At 69.0% G+C, this 14,436-nt stretch carries 17 protein-coding genes; 8 read left to right on the top strand and 9 right to left on the bottom strand.

Translation table 11 applies throughout. From position 1 onward, the window contains the following. Window positions 1–49: 49 nt before the first annotated feature. Window positions 50–874, bottom strand: coding sequence for a maleylpyruvate isomerase family mycothiol-dependent enzyme (locus ACIBUY_RS14580; RefSeq protein ID WP_399152741.1), 825 nt, complete (start codon window positions 872–874; stop codon window positions 50–52). 170 nt (window positions 875–1,044) lie between these two features. Between ACIBUY_RS14580 and ACIBUY_RS14575 the strand changes: the two genes are divergently transcribed. Continuing rightward, window positions 1,045–1,863: a carbon-nitrogen family hydrolase gene (locus ACIBUY_RS14575; RefSeq protein ID WP_365560087.1), complete on the top strand. Its 819-nt coding sequence runs from the start codon at window positions 1,045–1,047 to the stop codon at window positions 1,861–1,863. Between the two features lie 28 nt (window positions 1,864–1,891). Here ACIBUY_RS14575 and ACIBUY_RS14570 read toward each other — a convergent pair whose 3' ends face one another. Next, on the bottom strand, window positions 1,892–2,845 hold the full coding sequence (locus ACIBUY_RS14570; RefSeq protein WP_365560085.1) for a hypothetical protein: 954 nt from the start codon (window positions 2,843–2,845) through the stop codon (window positions 1,892–1,894). A 127-nt stretch (window positions 2,846–2,972) separates the two neighbouring features. After that, the gene (locus tag ACIBUY_RS14565) at window positions 2,973–3,470 is read right to left on the bottom strand and encodes an LURP-one-related family protein (RefSeq protein WP_365560082.1); all 498 of its coding nucleotides are present in this window, start codon (window positions 3,468–3,470) and stop codon (window positions 2,973–2,975) included. A 143-nt stretch (window positions 3,471–3,613) separates the two neighbouring features. On the opposite strand from ACIBUY_RS14565, the gene ACIBUY_RS14560 reads away from it, so the two are divergent. Both ACIBUY_RS14560 and ACIBUY_RS14555 read left to right on the top strand, forming a co-directional pair. Beyond that, on the top strand, window positions 3,614–4,567 hold the full coding sequence (locus tag ACIBUY_RS14560; RefSeq protein ID WP_365560080.1) for an SGNH/GDSL hydrolase family protein: 954 nt from the start codon (window positions 3,614–3,616) through the stop codon (window positions 4,565–4,567). Between the two features lie 67 nt (window positions 4,568–4,634). Beyond that, on the top strand, window positions 4,635–5,924 hold the full coding sequence (locus ACIBUY_RS14555; RefSeq protein ID WP_399152740.1) for a hypothetical protein: 1,290 nt from the start codon (window positions 4,635–4,637) through the stop codon (window positions 5,922–5,924). On the opposite strand, the gene ACIBUY_RS14550 is transcribed toward ACIBUY_RS14555, so the two are convergent. From ACIBUY_RS14550 to ACIBUY_RS14540, 3 genes are all read right to left on the bottom strand, one after another. Beyond that, the gene (locus tag ACIBUY_RS14550; RefSeq protein WP_399152739.1) at window positions 5,869–6,732 is read right to left on the bottom strand and encodes a YhjD/YihY/BrkB family envelope integrity protein; all 864 of its coding nucleotides are present in this window, start codon (window positions 6,730–6,732) and stop codon (window positions 5,869–5,871) included. The two genes, ACIBUY_RS14555 and ACIBUY_RS14550, sit on opposite strands and share 56 nt — an antisense overlap. 89 nt (window positions 6,733–6,821) lie before the next feature. Then, window positions 6,822–7,298, bottom strand: a complete 477-nt coding sequence (locus tag ACIBUY_RS14545; protein WP_399152738.1) for a GNAT family N-acetyltransferase — start codon at window positions 7,296–7,298, stop codon at window positions 6,822–6,824. 41 nt (window positions 7,299–7,339) lie between these two features. Continuing rightward, window positions 7,340–8,332: a helix-turn-helix domain-containing protein gene (locus ACIBUY_RS14540; protein WP_399152737.1), complete on the bottom strand. Its 993-nt coding sequence runs from the start codon at window positions 8,330–8,332 to the stop codon at window positions 7,340–7,342. Window positions 8,333–8,385: 53 nt separating this feature from the next. Between ACIBUY_RS14540 and ACIBUY_RS14535 the strand changes: the two genes are divergently transcribed. The 5 genes from ACIBUY_RS14535 (at window position 8,386) to ACIBUY_RS14515 (ending at window position 12,162) form a co-directional block, all read left to right on the top strand. Continuing rightward, window positions 8,386–8,775 (top strand): cupin domain-containing protein, encoded by a 390-nt coding sequence (locus tag ACIBUY_RS14535; protein ID WP_399152736.1) that lies wholly within the window; start codon window positions 8,386–8,388, stop codon window positions 8,773–8,775. Between the two features lie 3 nt (window positions 8,776–8,778). Beyond that, the gene (locus ACIBUY_RS14530) at window positions 8,779–8,937 is read left to right on the top strand and encodes a hypothetical protein (protein WP_399152881.1); all 159 of its coding nucleotides are present in this window, start codon (window positions 8,779–8,781) and stop codon (window positions 8,935–8,937) included. 21 nt (window positions 8,938–8,958) lie between these two features. Next, entirely contained in the window at window positions 8,959–10,506 is a 1,548-nt protein-coding gene (locus ACIBUY_RS14525; protein ID WP_399152735.1) for a recombinase family protein, read from the top strand. A gap of 371 nt (window positions 10,507–10,877) precedes the next feature. Continuing rightward, the gene (locus tag ACIBUY_RS14520) at window positions 10,878–11,405 is read left to right on the top strand and encodes an SMI1/KNR4 family protein (protein ID WP_399152734.1); all 528 of its coding nucleotides are present in this window, start codon (window positions 10,878–10,880) and stop codon (window positions 11,403–11,405) included. A gap of 178 nt (window positions 11,406–11,583) precedes the next feature. After that, window positions 11,584–12,162, top strand: a complete 579-nt coding sequence (locus ACIBUY_RS14515; protein WP_399152733.1) for a recombinase family protein — start codon at window positions 11,584–11,586, stop codon at window positions 12,160–12,162. 161 nt (window positions 12,163–12,323) lie between these two features. On the opposite strand, the gene ACIBUY_RS14510 is transcribed toward ACIBUY_RS14515, so the two are convergent. From ACIBUY_RS14510 to ACIBUY_RS14500, 3 genes are read right to left on the bottom strand one after another with little or no spacing between them, the layout of a single operon-like run. Further along, window positions 12,324–13,091, bottom strand: a complete 768-nt coding sequence (locus ACIBUY_RS14510; RefSeq protein ID WP_399152732.1) for an HNH endonuclease signature motif containing protein — start codon at window positions 13,089–13,091, stop codon at window positions 12,324–12,326. Between the two features lie 57 nt (window positions 13,092–13,148). Beyond that, entirely contained in the window at window positions 13,149–13,619 is a 471-nt protein-coding gene (locus ACIBUY_RS14505) for an NUDIX domain-containing protein (RefSeq protein WP_399152731.1), read from the bottom strand. Between the two features lie 4 nt (window positions 13,620–13,623). After that, window positions 13,624–14,364, bottom strand: a complete 741-nt coding sequence (locus ACIBUY_RS14500) for an XRE family transcriptional regulator (RefSeq protein ID WP_399152730.1) — start codon at window positions 14,362–14,364, stop codon at window positions 13,624–13,626. Window positions 14,365–14,436 lie beyond the last annotated feature (72 nt).

Here is a 14,436-nt window from a genome sequence, read left to right as displayed (position 1 = left end):
GGGGCGGGGCGGGGGCCGGGCTGAGCGCCCGCCCCCGGCAACGCCCGGGCTACGGCGTGACGGTGAGGTTCCTGAGGATCGCTTCGGCGAGGTCCTGGTCGCCCTCGGCCTTGATCCGGTCGGCCACCTCGGCGGGCTGCACCCGGCCGCACGACAGGCGTACGTAGGTCTCCCAGTCCATGGCCAGCGTGACCGCGGGGCCGAGCGAGGGGGCGCCGTCGATCGTGCCCCTGCCGTCGGCGTCGACGCGGACCGTGCGCAGGAACTCGACGGGGCCGTGCACGTCGATGACGACCGCCGAGTTCGCCGGGGCGCCCGCGTCCTTCGCGACGGTCTTCGGCAGGGCCGCGAGGAGCATGTCGCGGGTGACGTACGCGCCCGGGGACGCGAGGTTGCCCGGCTTGTTGAGGGCGCGGCGCAGGTCCTGCTCGTGCACCCAGATGTCGAACGCCCGCCTGCGCATGGCGAATTCGAGGGTCTCCTCGACACCGCGCGGGCCGCGCACGGCGGTGTCGGGCTCGCGCGTCTCGTTCCGCAGCTGACGCGAGCGGCGGATGATCGTGTACTCCAGCTCGGAGACCATTTCGGGCGCCGTGTGGTGGCGGCGGACGTCGACCTGCATCTCGGTGTAGCGCTGCGCCTCGGTCTTCACGTGGTAGAGGTCGCGGGGCAGCGTGTGGATCGGGCGGGGGTCGCCGAGCATCTCGCAGTCCCCGCCGATGACGTGCGACACGATGTCGCGGACCGACCAGCCGGGGCAGGGTGTCGCGCGGTTCCACTCACCCTCGACAAGCGGTGTGACCAGCTCGGATATCGCTTCCACGGAGTGGGTCCAGGCATCGGCGTAGGACTGAAGGCTGGGGTGGAGACTCACGGAACGGGACCCCTCGACGAGCGGTGAACGGGTAAGGAAAGCGGGCACCAGTGGGATTGGGTTGTTAAGAAGTTACGCTGCCCGAGGGCACCCCGGCAGTGCTTTCGTGTGACGATCGTAGGCCTGTTGTTGACGTCAGCCGACGGCTCGAATGCCAGGACGGTGGTAGTGTGCGCGCCTCCCTCATCCAGATCGCAGTAAACGACGACAAAACGGCAGATGCGGCGGCTGAATCGGTCAACGAGCGCCGGGAGCGCGTCAGTTCGCTGGTGCGAGAACAGGCCGGATCCGCGGATCTCGTCGTGCTCCCCGAGCTGTGGACGACCGGGGCGTTCGCCTACGAGCTGTTCGCCGAGGAGGCCGAGCCGCTGGAGGGGCCGACGTACGAGGCGATGGCCAAGGCCGCGCGGGACGCGGGCGTGTGGCTGCACGCGGGCTCGATCCCCGAGCGCGACCCGGAGGGCCCCCTCTACAACACGTCCCTCGTCTTCTCCCCCGACGGCGAACTCGCCGCGGCCTACCGCAAGATCCACCGCTTCGGGTTCGACAAGGGCGAGGCCGTGCTGATGAGCGCGGGCGAGGAGCTGGTGACGGTCCGGCTGCCGGAGACGACGCTGGGCATCAGCACCTGCTACGACCTGCGCTTCCCCGAGCTGTACCGGGGTCTCGTCGACCGCGGGGCGCAGACCCTGGTCGTGTCGGCCGGCTGGCCCGAGCGGCGGCGTGCGCACTGGACGCTGCTGGCGCAGGCGCGGGCCGTGGAGAACCAGGCGTACGTGCTGGCCTGCGGAAGTGCCGGGACCCATGCGGGAGTCGAGCAGGCGGGGCACAGCATCGTGGTCGACCCGTGGGGCGAGGTGCTTGCCGAGGCGGGGCCCGGGGAGGAAGTGCTGCGGGTGGAGTTCGACCCGGCGAAGGTCCTGGCCACGCGGGAGCAGTTCCCGGCGCTGAAGGACCGGCTGCTGGGTCTGGCCCCACCGCGCGGGTAGGGCCTGACCCAGCAGGAACCGGCCGGACTCAGCCCTGCGGCAGGACCGGGGGCTTCAGGACCGGCAGCGGCATCGGCTTGGGGAGCTCGGGCTTGGGGAGCTCGATCGGCTTGGCCAGGCCGTCCGTCTTCGCGGCGTCACGGATGACGGCGGCGTGCGCGACGGTGACGTCGGCGACCTGCGTGCCGAGCACGGAGGCGTGGATGCCGGTGACGTAACCGCTGGTCGCCTTCGGGTCCATCTTGTAGTGGCCGTCCTTGCCGAGCGTCGGCATCCCGTTCTCGTCCGTGGTCACCTGCTCGTTGGTGGTGGCCAGGGCGACCGGGTCCTGCGAGTAGTCCTTCGGGATGCGCGCGCCGAGGTTCGAGGCCCACACGTCCGGGATGCTGACGACCTTCTGGCCGAGGACGGAGATGTAGCCGCTGGCGGCACCGCCGGTGAACGCGACCGGCTTCTTCGGCTGCGAGAGCGCCGAGACCATGATGCCGTCGACGTGCACGCCGAACGGGGACAGCTGCGTGCCGCCCTTCGGGTTCGAGATGTACGGGAGGCCGACGTCGACGGCGCCGCCGCCCGCGTCCGCGTAGGCCGTGCCGGGTGCGGGCACGTTGGCGCCGCCCGCGCGCGAGGACGGCACCTCGTTGCCGAGGGCCCGCGAGAACAGGGCCGAGACCCGGCCGATGCCGAAGCCGCCCGGGGCGAGGTCGACGATCTTGTTGCCGCCGTTCTGCTGCTTGGGCGCCTTGGCCGAGGCCGGGTAGTGCGACTCGAACAGGGCGGTGTCGAGGATGCCGCCGACGCCCTTGACCCGGACCACCCAGGCGTTGGACTGGACGGGCGACGGGGTCTCGAGGACCGTGCCCCAGTTGTCGACCTGGCGGGTGACGGGGACGCCGTCGTCGGCCAGCGAGGTCCCGGCGACGGAGAGCGCCGTGGCGGTGGCGAGGGCGAGGGTGAGAGCGGTGCGGGTCTTGCGGGTCATGGCCGTGTGTTCCTAACGCTGCGTGTCGGCCAGGCCCATCCCGGCCACTGTCCGTAGCGGACCATCACGATCCGTGCCCCGCACCCGCTGAATGGCCAACCGGGTCAGTCGCCGCCCCCGGCCGCTTCTAATCCACGTCTCCGCGCTCCTTCTCCGCGAGGTGGATCACGCACACCGCGACCGCGATGAGCAGCGCCGGATCGGCGTCCTCGCGGATCACGTTCACGGCGTACGTGTCGCGCACGCGCAGCCAGCGCCGGGAGATCTCGGCGAGCAGCTCACCGTCGTACTCGACGGCGAACTCGCGGTCCAGGATCTTGCCGCTGACGTCGAGTTCCGTGCCGTCGACCAGCTCGACGCGGTAGTGGTTGCGCAGCAGCGAGAGCCGCTTGCGCTTGATCTTGGCGAGCTGTTCGTCCCCGCGCTCGATCACCATCGTGTCGCGCAGCGCGAACATCTTCTGGTGGATGTCGATGAGGACGCGTCCGTCGGGGCCCTTCAGCTCGAAGGTGTCCCGCAGGTGCATCGCCTTGCCGTCGACCAGGAACGCCTTGCGGCCGTTCTGGTCCTCGATCCAGTAGTCCTCGCCCATGGCGAAGAGGCGTTCTCGAACTTCGTAGCGCATACGTCGATGAGTGCCCGGAAGCCGCCGCGCGGATCCTTTTGGTGTCCGGCCGGGTGAATTCGGCGCGAAGTCGGTGCACGTGCGCCCCGCCGGGTGAGTGGATGCGGTGAACCGTCACGCATCGTGCCCGGAGGTTACGCCCCGTGAGATCCCCCCGTCGACTCCTCGCCGCGGCGCTCGCGGCCCTCCCGCTGCTGCTCGCACCCCAGGCGGTCGCCGCGTCCGCGGAGCCCGGACCCCGCTACCACGAGTACGTCGCGCTCGGCGATTCGTGGAGCGCCGACGTCACCCCGCTCGGCATCCAGTCCGACCAGGCGCCCAGCGGCTGCGCCCAGTCGTCGTGGAACTATCCGCGCCAGGTCGCCGCGGCGCTGAAGGTGAAGACCTTCAAGGACGCCACGTGCGGCGCCGCGACCTCCGACAACGTACGGGCCGAGCAGGACGTCACCTACGTACGCGGACTGCTCGACGGCGTCAACAAGCCGCAGATCAGCCGGATCACCAAGACCACCGACCTGGTCACCTTCGGCTTCGGCGGCAATGACATCGGGCTCGCGGGCGCGGCCGGCGGCTGCTTCAACCTGCTGCCGTCCCTCGAACTGCTCCCCGGCCTGAAGCTGCCCGCGCCGCTCGGCGGGGACTGCAAGTCGGGCTGGGTGAAGCCCGACGGGACCGATCTGATGTCGCAGCGGATCGCGGGCGCCGAGAAGAAGATCGTGCGGGCCGTCGAGGACGTGAAGGCGGCCGCCGCCCCCGGCGCGACCGTGCTCGTCGTCGACTACCTCGCCGGGGTCCCCGTCGACCACGGCTGCTACCCCTACGTACAGGCGCAGGACGGCGACCTGATGTGGCTCGGCGCGAAGCTCAAGGAGCTCAACGGGATGCTGAAGCGGGCCGCGAAGCAGGCGGGCGCCGGGTTCGCCGACACGTACAGCGGCAGCGTCGGGCACGACGTGTGCCAGTGGCCGGGCACCAAGTGGGTCGAGGGCTTCGTGCCGTTGAGCGCGGACCCGCCGGGGCTCGCCGTGCCGCTGCACCCGAACCGGCTCGGCGCCGGCCACCAGGCCAGGAGCGTCCTCGCCGCGCTGAAGCGCTGACGGGACCCGGGTCCCGTATGCAGTAACCCGGCGCGCAGCCCGGCACCGGCCGCCGTCTCCTGGGAGCATGACCACGGACGACGCCGAACTCGCCGCGCTGCGCGCCCGCGTGAGCGAACTGGAGGGGGCGCGGCCCGCCCGGCACCGGGGCCGCAGCGCGCTCGCCGTCGTCCTGATCGTCCTCGCCGCCGTCCTCACCCCGCTGAGCGCGGTCGCGGTGTGGTCGGACTCCTTCATCGGCGACACCGACCGGTACGTCGACACGATGGCGCCGCTGGCCTCCGACCCGGACGTGCAGAACGCCGTCGCGAACCGGGTCACCACGGCCGTCATGCAGCAGCTCGACGTCGAGGACCTGCTGACCGGCGTCGCCCCCGACGACCGGCCGCGCCTGGAGAAGGCGCTCGGCGCGGCGAGCGGGCCGATCACCAGCGGGCTCACGTCGTTCGTGCACGGCGCCGCCGAGAAGTTCGTGACGAGCCCGGCCTTCGCCACCGTGTGGACGAACCTGAACCGCGCCGCGCACGCCGCCGTCGACAAGGCCCTCACCGGCAGCGGCGGCGGCGCCGTGAAGGTCGACGACGGCATGGTCACCCTCGACCTCGGACCCGTCGTGGACCGGGTCAAACAGGAACTGGTCGACCAGGGGCTCACCGTCGCCGGGAAGATCCCCGAGGTGCACACCAGCATCACGCTGATGCAGTCCACGGGCACCCTCGCCAAGGCCCGCACCGGCTTCCGGCTGCTCCAACTCCTGTCCTGGGTCCTGCCGTTGCTCGTGGTCGCGCTGGTCGTCGGGGCCGTGTTCCTCGCCGCGCGCAGGCGCCGGGCCCTGATCGCCGCGGCCCTCGCGGTCGCCGCGGGCGCACTCGTCCTCGGCCTCGCCCTGTGGCTGGGCCGCGCCTTCTACCTCGACGCACTCCCCGCGCAGGTCAGCCGCCCCGCGGCGGGTGCCGTCTACGACACCCTCGTGCGCTTCCTGCGGACCGGAGTCCGGGTCGTCGCCGTGCTCGGCGCGGTGGTCGCCCTCGCGGCCTGGCTGAGCGGGCCAGGACGGTGGGCGGGCGCGGTGCGCGGCGCGTGGACCGGGGCGATCGGCTCCGTCCGCGAGGCGGCCGGCGTCGGCACCCTCGGCCCCGTCGGGCCCTGGGTGCACCGGATGCGGACCTGGCTGAACTGGACGGTGGCCGCCGTCGCCGCCGCCGTGCTGCTCGTCTGGAACTACCCGACGGGCGCGGTCGTCGCCTGGATCGCGGTGGGCGCCGTGTGCGCGCTCGCGGTGATCGAGTTCCTCGACGCCCCTACGCTTGCGGAGGCGTCCGGAGACGACGCGCCACGGGCTGCTCGTGCGCGATGACGTAACCGGCGGCGATCCCCGCGCAGACGATCGTGAACAGCACGATCAGCCAGGACAGCAGGGTGAACACCAGGCCCAGCGGCCCGAATTGGGCCAGTGAACGGTCCAGGGTGCGCGGGACGTAGACGCGGGACGCGACGGTCAGGCCGACCACGCCGACGGCCGTGAGCACCGCGCCCGGCAGCAGCGGCAGCCACGACACCCGCCCGCCGAGCAGCAGGTGCTGCGTCCACCACCACAGGGCTGTGCTCGTGAGCAGGGTCAGCGGAACGCCCAGCCACAGGCCGACGCCGAACCCGTCCCGCAGCATGCCCTGGGCGACGGCCGAGACCAGCCACACCGCGAGCCAGGCGAGCCACCGCCAGGCCACGATCGAGAACCTGCCGGGTGACAGGTGCCAGGCCCGCTCGCAGACCCGTTGCAGGGCCCGGCTGCACGCGGTCGCCGAGACCAGCAGCACGAGGACGCCGATGAACCCGGTGGCGTTGCGGGTGGCCGCGTCGTGGGAGCCGTACACCTGCCTGACCTGGTCGAGGGAGGCGCCGTCGAGGCCGAGCGAGTCGCGCAGCGAGGAGACGAGCTGCTCGCGCACGGACGCCGGGGTGAACGCGGCCACGACGAACAGCACCGGCAGCGCCGTCAGGAACGTCTGCGCGGCGAGCCGGGTCGCCGAGTCCAGCAGGTGCACGGCGACCAGCTGCCGGGTCATGCGCGTGACGAACGGAAACTCTTCCTGGATCTGTTGCGCGCGTGCCGTGGCCCAGCGCGTCACCCGGGCCAGTGTGCTGGTCGTGCTGGTCTCGCTCATGCCGGCCACACAAGCGCATGCGCCGCCCGGCCGGGTGGTGGCCGGGCGGCGCGTTGGGCCGTACGAGTACGGGTACCCGGTGGTGAGTCCTAGGCCCCGGTCCCCGGGGCGGTGGTGTCCATCGAGTACGTGAGGAACACGGTCTTCGCGCCGTGCCGGTCGTACACGCCCCGCGCCCGGTAGTTGTTCTCGGCGGTCCGCCACCGCACGTTCGGCCAGCCCTCGGCGACGGCGATCCGCCGCAGCTCGGCGAAGAGGGCGTCCACGGCGCCGGAGCCACGGTGCTCCGGGTCGACGAACAGGTCGTCGAGGAAGCCGCGGGTGCCGCTGAGCGGCGAGTCCTCGGCCCGGTAGTGCGCGAACCCGACCGGGGTGCCGTCCTCGGCGCGGGCGATCAGACACCGGGCGGTCCGGTCCGGGTCGTGGATCCAGGCCCAGGCGCGGTCGATCTCGGCGCCGGTCAGCTCGACCTCGTAGAACTTCCCGTACGCGGCGAAGAGTTGACGCCAGACGAGGTGATCGCGGGGTTCGGCGGCGGAGACGGAGACGGTGGCTGTGTCGATCATGACGGGGACCCTAGGCGTGCATCGCACTAGCGTCAACTCTGCTACGTACTAGTGCAATTGGCTGTCCCGAACCTCTTCCGGTACTCCGACGGGCTCAGCCCCGTCAGCTGCTTCAGCCGCGCCCGCAGGTTCGCCGCACTGCCGAGCCCGCTCCGGTCGGCCACGACATCCAGCCGCTGCTCGCCCCGCTCGATGAGCCGGCAGGCCAGGGTCACGCGCTCCCCGAGCAACCAGGCCAGCGGCGTCGTGCCCAGTTCGGTGCGGAAGCGGCGGTGCAGCGTGGCGGGGCTGACGGCGGCGCGCTCGGCGAGGCCGGCCACCGTCAGGGGCCGGTCGAGATGCTCCTGGGCCCAGGCGAGCACGGGGGCGAGCGACGCGTCCGGCACGTCAGGCACCGGCCGCTCCACGAACTGCCGCTGCCCGCCGTCGCGATGGGCCGCGAAGACCAGGCGCCGGGAGACCGAGTTGGCGATCTCGGCGCCGTGGTCGCGGCGCACCAGGTGCAGGCCGAGGTCCAGGGCGGAGGCGCTGCCCGCCGCGGTGAGGACGTCGCCCTCGTCGACGAAGAGCACGTCCGGTTCCAGCAGCACCTTCGGATGCAGCGCGCGGAACTCGTCCGCCCAGCGCCAGTGCGTGGTGGCCCGCCGTCCGTCCAGGAGTCCGGCCTCGGCGAGCGCGAACGCGCCCGTGCAGAAGCTGACGATCCGGGCCCCGCGCGCATGCGCCCGCCGGACGGCGTCGAGCACGGGCGCGGTCCGCGGCACGGCGTTGTCGGGACGCCCCGGCACCAGCAGGGTGTCGGCGGCATCGGCCGCGTCGAGACCGGCGGCGGCGCCCAGCGTGAAGAAGCCGTGGTTCATCCGGATGCCGGGCGCGGGCGCGCACAGCGTCAGCTCGTACAGGGGAGCGGCCCGCCCCAGCTCGGGCCGCGGCAGCCCGAACAGTTCGGTGGCGACGCCGACTTCGAAGGGGTTGACGCCTTCGTCGACGAGCACGACGACGTGATGGGGGCGGTGCGAGGATCCTTGCGGCATGTGCGATTCCTAGCACTCACCGCGGACCCCGCGCCGGGCACAGCATGAGGGACATGGAACCCGTGCACCTCGCCAAGGCCCTGACCACCTTCGACGACCTGTGGAGCCCCCGCATCGTCACCACCGTCAACGACTACGACGTACGTCTCGCCAAGGCGGAGGGCGAGCACGTGTGGCACGTCCACGAGGACACCGACGAGTTCTTCCTCGTCGTCGAGGGCGAGCTGACGATCGCCCTGCGGGAGCCGGAGGGGGAACGCGCGGTGGTGCTCCCCCGCGGCGCGCTCTTCACGGTCCCCCGGGGCACCTGGCACAAGCCCCACGCGGCCGCCGGCACGGCGATCCTCGTCCTGGAACCGACGGGGACGTCGTCGACGGGGGATGCGCACGATCCGGTACCGGGGCACGTGGACTCGACCACCGGGCACGCGTGGCACTCTTGAATCATGAACGACTCCGCGCCCGCCCGCCGTGCCCGTGTCCGCGCCCCCGAGCTGATCGGGAAAGGCGGCTGGCTGAACACGGGAGGCAAGGAGTACACCCTTGCCGACCTGCGCGGGCGCATCGTCGTTCTCGACTTCTGGAAGTTCACCACGGAGCACTGAACTTCTGGAGATACTCAATTGGTGCACCAAGACACAATCTGTGATCTGTACCTGCGCCTGTCCCTTGACCGGGATGGCAAGACCGCAATCGAACGGCAGGAAGCCGACTGCCGTGCATGGGCCGAACGCAACGGACTGACAGTCCGCAAGGTCCACATCGACCGAGGCCGCTCCGGTTACAAGTCCGTTGAGCGCAAGGGATTCGACGCCGCTCTCGCAGCAGTCACGGCCGGTGTCGTCGGCACGCTGATCGTCTGGAAGCTAGACCGGCTGTCACGCAAGGGCATCGGCCAAGTCGGCCAAGTCCTGGACGACATCGAGAAGGCGGGCGGCCGTCTCGTCTCCGTCATCGACGGACTCGACACCTCAAACGACTCCGCCCGCATGGTCGTTGCCATGCTCGCCGAACTGGCGCGGACGGAATCCAAGAACCTGGGCACGCGCGTCAGTCATGCGAAGCGCTATCTGCGCGGCAAGGGCCAGTGGATCGGCGGGCAGCCGCCTTACGGGCTCCTGGTCGACCCAACGACCAAGAAGCTGACCCACGATCCGGAGCATGCCGTCTACGCCCGACTGATAGCCGATGAGGCGCTGGCAGGTAAGTCACTCGTGAACATCGCAAGGATGCTCAACGAGTACGAAGTTCTGTCACCCCGCGGTGGCCAGTGGAATGCTGCAAGCATCATGCAGCTCCTCCGCTCTCCGGCGTTCGCGGGTCTCATGCCCGAGACCGAGACCGTGGAGTCGAACGACGGGGAGCGTAAGTACACGAGTCGTGTCTTCCCCTACCGGGACCCGGAGACGATGGACACCGTGGAGATCGGCGAAGGCATCATCACCGTCGGGGAACGGGAGAAGATCATTCGTCAGCTTGAGGCGCGGACATTCGTACACGCCGGCAAGCGTCGCCCGAAGCCTGAGGGAACGGCACTGCTCACTGGGCTGATCTTCTGCGGAGTGCCGGGGTGTGGGCGACGGATGCACCGCGTGGGCAACAGTTACCAGTGCATGGCACGCCGTGCGGGAAACCAGTGCCCGGGTGCTTCGGCACTCGCTGACCGTGTGGACGACTACGTGGCCGAGCGCTTCTTGACGAAGCTTCCCGCTCTTGAGCCGGACGACCCCTTGGTCGTCGCCATCGCCGACCGTTGGGTGCACCGCACGGACCCGGAGACATTCGCCAAGCGGGATGCGATCAGGGCGGAGATCGACGACGAGGAAGCGAGACTGGCCGATCTCGAAGACGCCCGCTATGTACGCGGCGAGTTCAAGGGTGCGGCAGCCGTGGAGCGATACAACCGACTGGCTGAGCGGCTCAAGGAACGCATGGATGGCCTACGCGCTGATCTCGCGAAGTTGCCGATGCCCTCGGTGGATGTGAGTCCGATGCTCGATGGCGAACTCCTCCGAGAGGCCTGGCAGGCGTCTCAGGACGGGGACCGCAGAGGACGACTGTCGCTGGCCATCGACCGCGTGGAAGTCACCAAGGGCAAGCGGGGCCAACGGTTCGTTCCAGAGCAGCGAGTACGGATCGAGTGGGCCACCCTGGATGACGAACCGCCCTTGTGAGCCCAAGTGAGCACGTTGTCGGCCCGTCACTGGGCAACTCGGTGGCGGGCCGTTCGCGATTCGTGGACCTGGGGAGGTTCCCTTCGGCCCACGCCAGACTCCGCGCACTGGGCGAACAGCAAGGCAGGGGATGACGGAGTGACGATTACCGTCACTTTTTTGGAACACATAGAAAAAATACAGAGAAAGAGAGAAAAGGGTCACTGCCGTCACCCCGCCACCCCCAGGGGGGTGCTCCCCACCCCACCGCTCCCTGAACGTCTGGGAGGGAAAACTCCAGCATGGTCAATTGGGGTGTTCTGGGGAGGGGGCTCCCGACTGGGGACCTCACCACTCGACGTCGCTGCCTACCGCACCGTTAGCTTGTGCGGATGACGCTCGCTGATGACCGACAGTTCCCCGCCGCGCTTGCTGCCGCGATGGTCAGCCCGTTCGACTACGCAGGTGGCAACGGGGTCGACTTCGAGCCCTTCACAGCCTTCCTGTCCGCTGAGGAGACCACTGACTGGTTCCGGGCATGGACGGGAAACAGCGAACTGGACGGGAAGGGCTTCCGCGTGTTCGGCCAGGACGGCTCAGGTGGCTACGCAGCCTTCTGGCTGGTGCGGCAGGGGGCACGCCTCGCCGACCAACCCGTTGTCTTCCTCGGGTCCGAAGGGGAGACCGGCGTCATCGCACGTGACTTGGGTAGCTTCCTATGGTTGCTGGCCGCCGGCTTCGGGCCTTGGGAGGCGGCTACTTCATACGAGCCGGGGTGGACTCCACGCCAAAATCACGACCTGACGGCCATTGCAGAGCGGTTCGCACCCAACCAGCGTCAGCCGGCCAGGACCGTGATCGGACAGGCCGCAGCGGAGTTCCCCCACTTTGACGACACCATCATGGAACTCTGTCGCTGAACTGGCCTGCCGGTGTGGTTCGTTGCTCTGAGTGATGATCGGCAGGGCGTCCATCAAACGATGGTTTGTGAGACGCCGCTCCCGTCGCCCTATTCACCCCGGATTCGCGTTCAAAACCCGTCTCAGAACTTGCTTCAAACCCTAGAGATTATGAGACGAGTTATGAGACTCTCGGGTCATGGTGAAGAACACGGGACACCTCATCGGATACGCGCGGGTCAGCACGGACGACCAGGAGGCGCAGCTTCAGCTTGACGCCCTTGAAGAGGCAGGCTGCGCACGGGTCTTCACGGACAAGGCGAGCGGCAAGAACACCGGCCGCCAAGAGCTTGCCGCCGTGTTGGACTACCTGCGCCCCGGCGACAGCCTGTGCGTGTGGAAGCTCGATCGATTCGCCCGCTCGCTGATCGACCTGGTGACCATGGTCGACCGCCTCGCAGCGCGCGGGATCGGCTTCAAGGTCCTCACGGGCGCTCTGGCGAACATCGACCCCAACACGGCGGACGGTCGTCTCATGCTCCAAGTCGTGGGCGCCATGGCGGAGTTCGAGCGATCCCTGATCAAGGACCGCACTCGCGCCGGTCTGGACGCTGCCCGTGCACAGGGGCGGACTGGCGGCCGCCCGACTGTGATGGACGCTGACAAGCTCGCTGCCGCCAAGGCACGCAAGACTCAGGGCGAGAGCGTCACGGCCATTGCGAAGGCGCTCAAGGTGTCCCGCGCGACGCTGTACCGGGCGTTGAGCGACTCCGAGTAGTCCGGCCCGACTTTAGAGGCGGCCCTTGTGCGATGGTGGATGACCCTTTTCATGTCGGCAGCGAGGGGCAGTCCGCAGTCCGGGGCCCGAGTGGAGAGGGTCCGCTGCCACACCCCTGCACATCGCCGTGAGATTGCGCGCAGGTAGCTGCGGCGCTGTCTTCAATGCTCCTGATGGGGCCGAGTCATGCCGCTGTCGGTCGTGACCACTGCCGAGTCCGAAGGCTGCACTTCGACCCGGAGCATCGGCCATGGCGTAGCGTCCTGAGCGACTCCGCCGATAAGGAGCATGCGGCGAACGTAGGCGCCCACAAGGAACCCGCGTTCGGCGAGCTGACTGATGTACTGCTGAATCGCCTTCTCTGCGTCACGGTTCTCACGGACACTTGCGAGATCCCCAGCTATGTCCAGGTAGTCCCGCAGCAGATCCATGAACTCGACGATCAGATCTTCGTCATCGTCATGCAGGCCATCAGGAAGCGCGTACTCAAAGGTGACGCACTCCTTGACCATGTTCCAGAGCGGGTTGCCCCGCGTGATCAGCTTCAGCAGCTTGGGCTGCGGGAACATCGGATCGGGTACCAGCCTCATCCGGCCTGCCTCCGCGTGCGTCACCGACCGTACCCATGCTTCGTGGTCTGCTTTGATCTGTCGCAGCCGCTCCACGGTGAAGTGCCCCGGTTGGTCATCCACTCGCTTGTGATCCTTGCTGCACAGCAGGATCAGGTTCGCGTGCCCATTGATCAGCTCTGACGCCAAGCCGCCTGCCCGAGGGCCACCCATCGACTGCGCGATGATGTGTGCTTCCTCGCCGAAGACGGAGGGGTCATCCGAGTCAGTCCCAGGTGTGATCACCTGCTCTTTGCAGATGGCGCACCGTCCACCAGCCTGAACCCAGAGGATCTTTCGAGTCTTCTCCGAGACGCCCATGATTGAACGTAGCAAGGAAGGCCGGTGCGGCGTGACTGCCCGTCGGATTCCGACGGTTCAGCCGAGGTAGGGTCCTTCCCGCTGCTCTAGATAGTGGGTCAGTCGTAGCCGCTGGGTGTTGTGCATGGGTAGCGCGTCGAGTTCGCCCGGCCCTACGAAGCAGAGTTCGGTGCTCTCGTCCGAGATGGCCAGACTGCCACCGATCACCCGCGCCGTGAAGCAGACGTTGAACTGCCGGCGGACCTCTCCGTCGCTGTACGCGATGACATGCCGGGGGTCCGTGTACGTGCCTACAAGGCCTGTGATCTCGACGTCCAGGCCCGTCTCTTCCTTGACCTCTCGGACGGCCGTACCGGGCAACGAGTCCCCCATGTCCATGCCGCCCCCGGGAAGCGCCCACAGGTCGTTGTCCCGGCGCCGCTGGAGCAGGATGCGCCCCTGGTCGTCCGTGACAACCGCAGAGGCAGCAACAACCAGGCTGTTGGGCTTCGGCGCGTTCGGGTCGTCGTAGTACTCGGTCCGTGCCATGCGGTCACCCTTCCACGGGGCGGGCTGTCTCCCATACGGCGTTGAAGCTCTCCGTGTAGGTGTCGAACATGCCCCCGCTGCCACTGCGCCGGAGGTGCCACACGGGCGCCCCGTAGGCGTTCACGCCCCACACGTGAGCATTGACCAGCACCTGGTCGTCGGCTCGGTACACGCTGTTGTAGAGCGTCGTGGCGTGGGTCCGCAGCTCGATGCCAGGTACCCCCAGCAAGGGCCGGTAGTGCATGAGCGCCAGACGACAACGGCTCTCGATGCCGTGCCCGAACTTCTCCTCCTGGCCGCGCTGTTGGACATGCGAACTATCAGCATCACCAAGGGCAATCCGCACCGCACACCCTTCGGCAGCACGCTCTCTCAGCAAATCGTTCAGTCGCGGGTACGCCTCATGAAGGAAGACGGCGGCGTACACCAACACGTCGATCCGCTCCCGCGCTGCACTGAGGAGATCCACGTACACAGACGCAGGCAAATCCGCGCGCTGGTCGTACAGCGCCACCAGCTCCGGACTGACAGCCCGCGCGGCACGGGCCTGCCTCAACGAGGGCCAAAGTGCGTGCACGTCTTCCCCCAGGATCTCAGCGGCCTTGAGCGCCGTTAGCCGCCGTGGAGTGCGACCGAGATTGACCCATCGTTCAACGGACTTGGGATCGACTCCCGCCGCCTCAGCCAAGCCCGCGTGCGTCCATCCCCCGGACGCCAGGACGGCCCGTAAGCGCTCGTTCGACATGACCAGTCTCACCCCCAACTCACGCACATCGCTAGGGACGTTCTACCCGCCCTGGGACGTCCCGAAGTGGGG

The sequence above is a fragment of the Streptomyces sp. NPDC050085 genome, assembly GCF_044460595.1.
GTDB lineage: Bacteria > Actinomycetota > Actinomycetes > Streptomycetales > Streptomycetaceae > Streptomyces.
The sequence above is the reverse complement of the archived record's forward strand: the minus strand, read 5'-3'. Positions and strand labels throughout refer to the sequence as shown.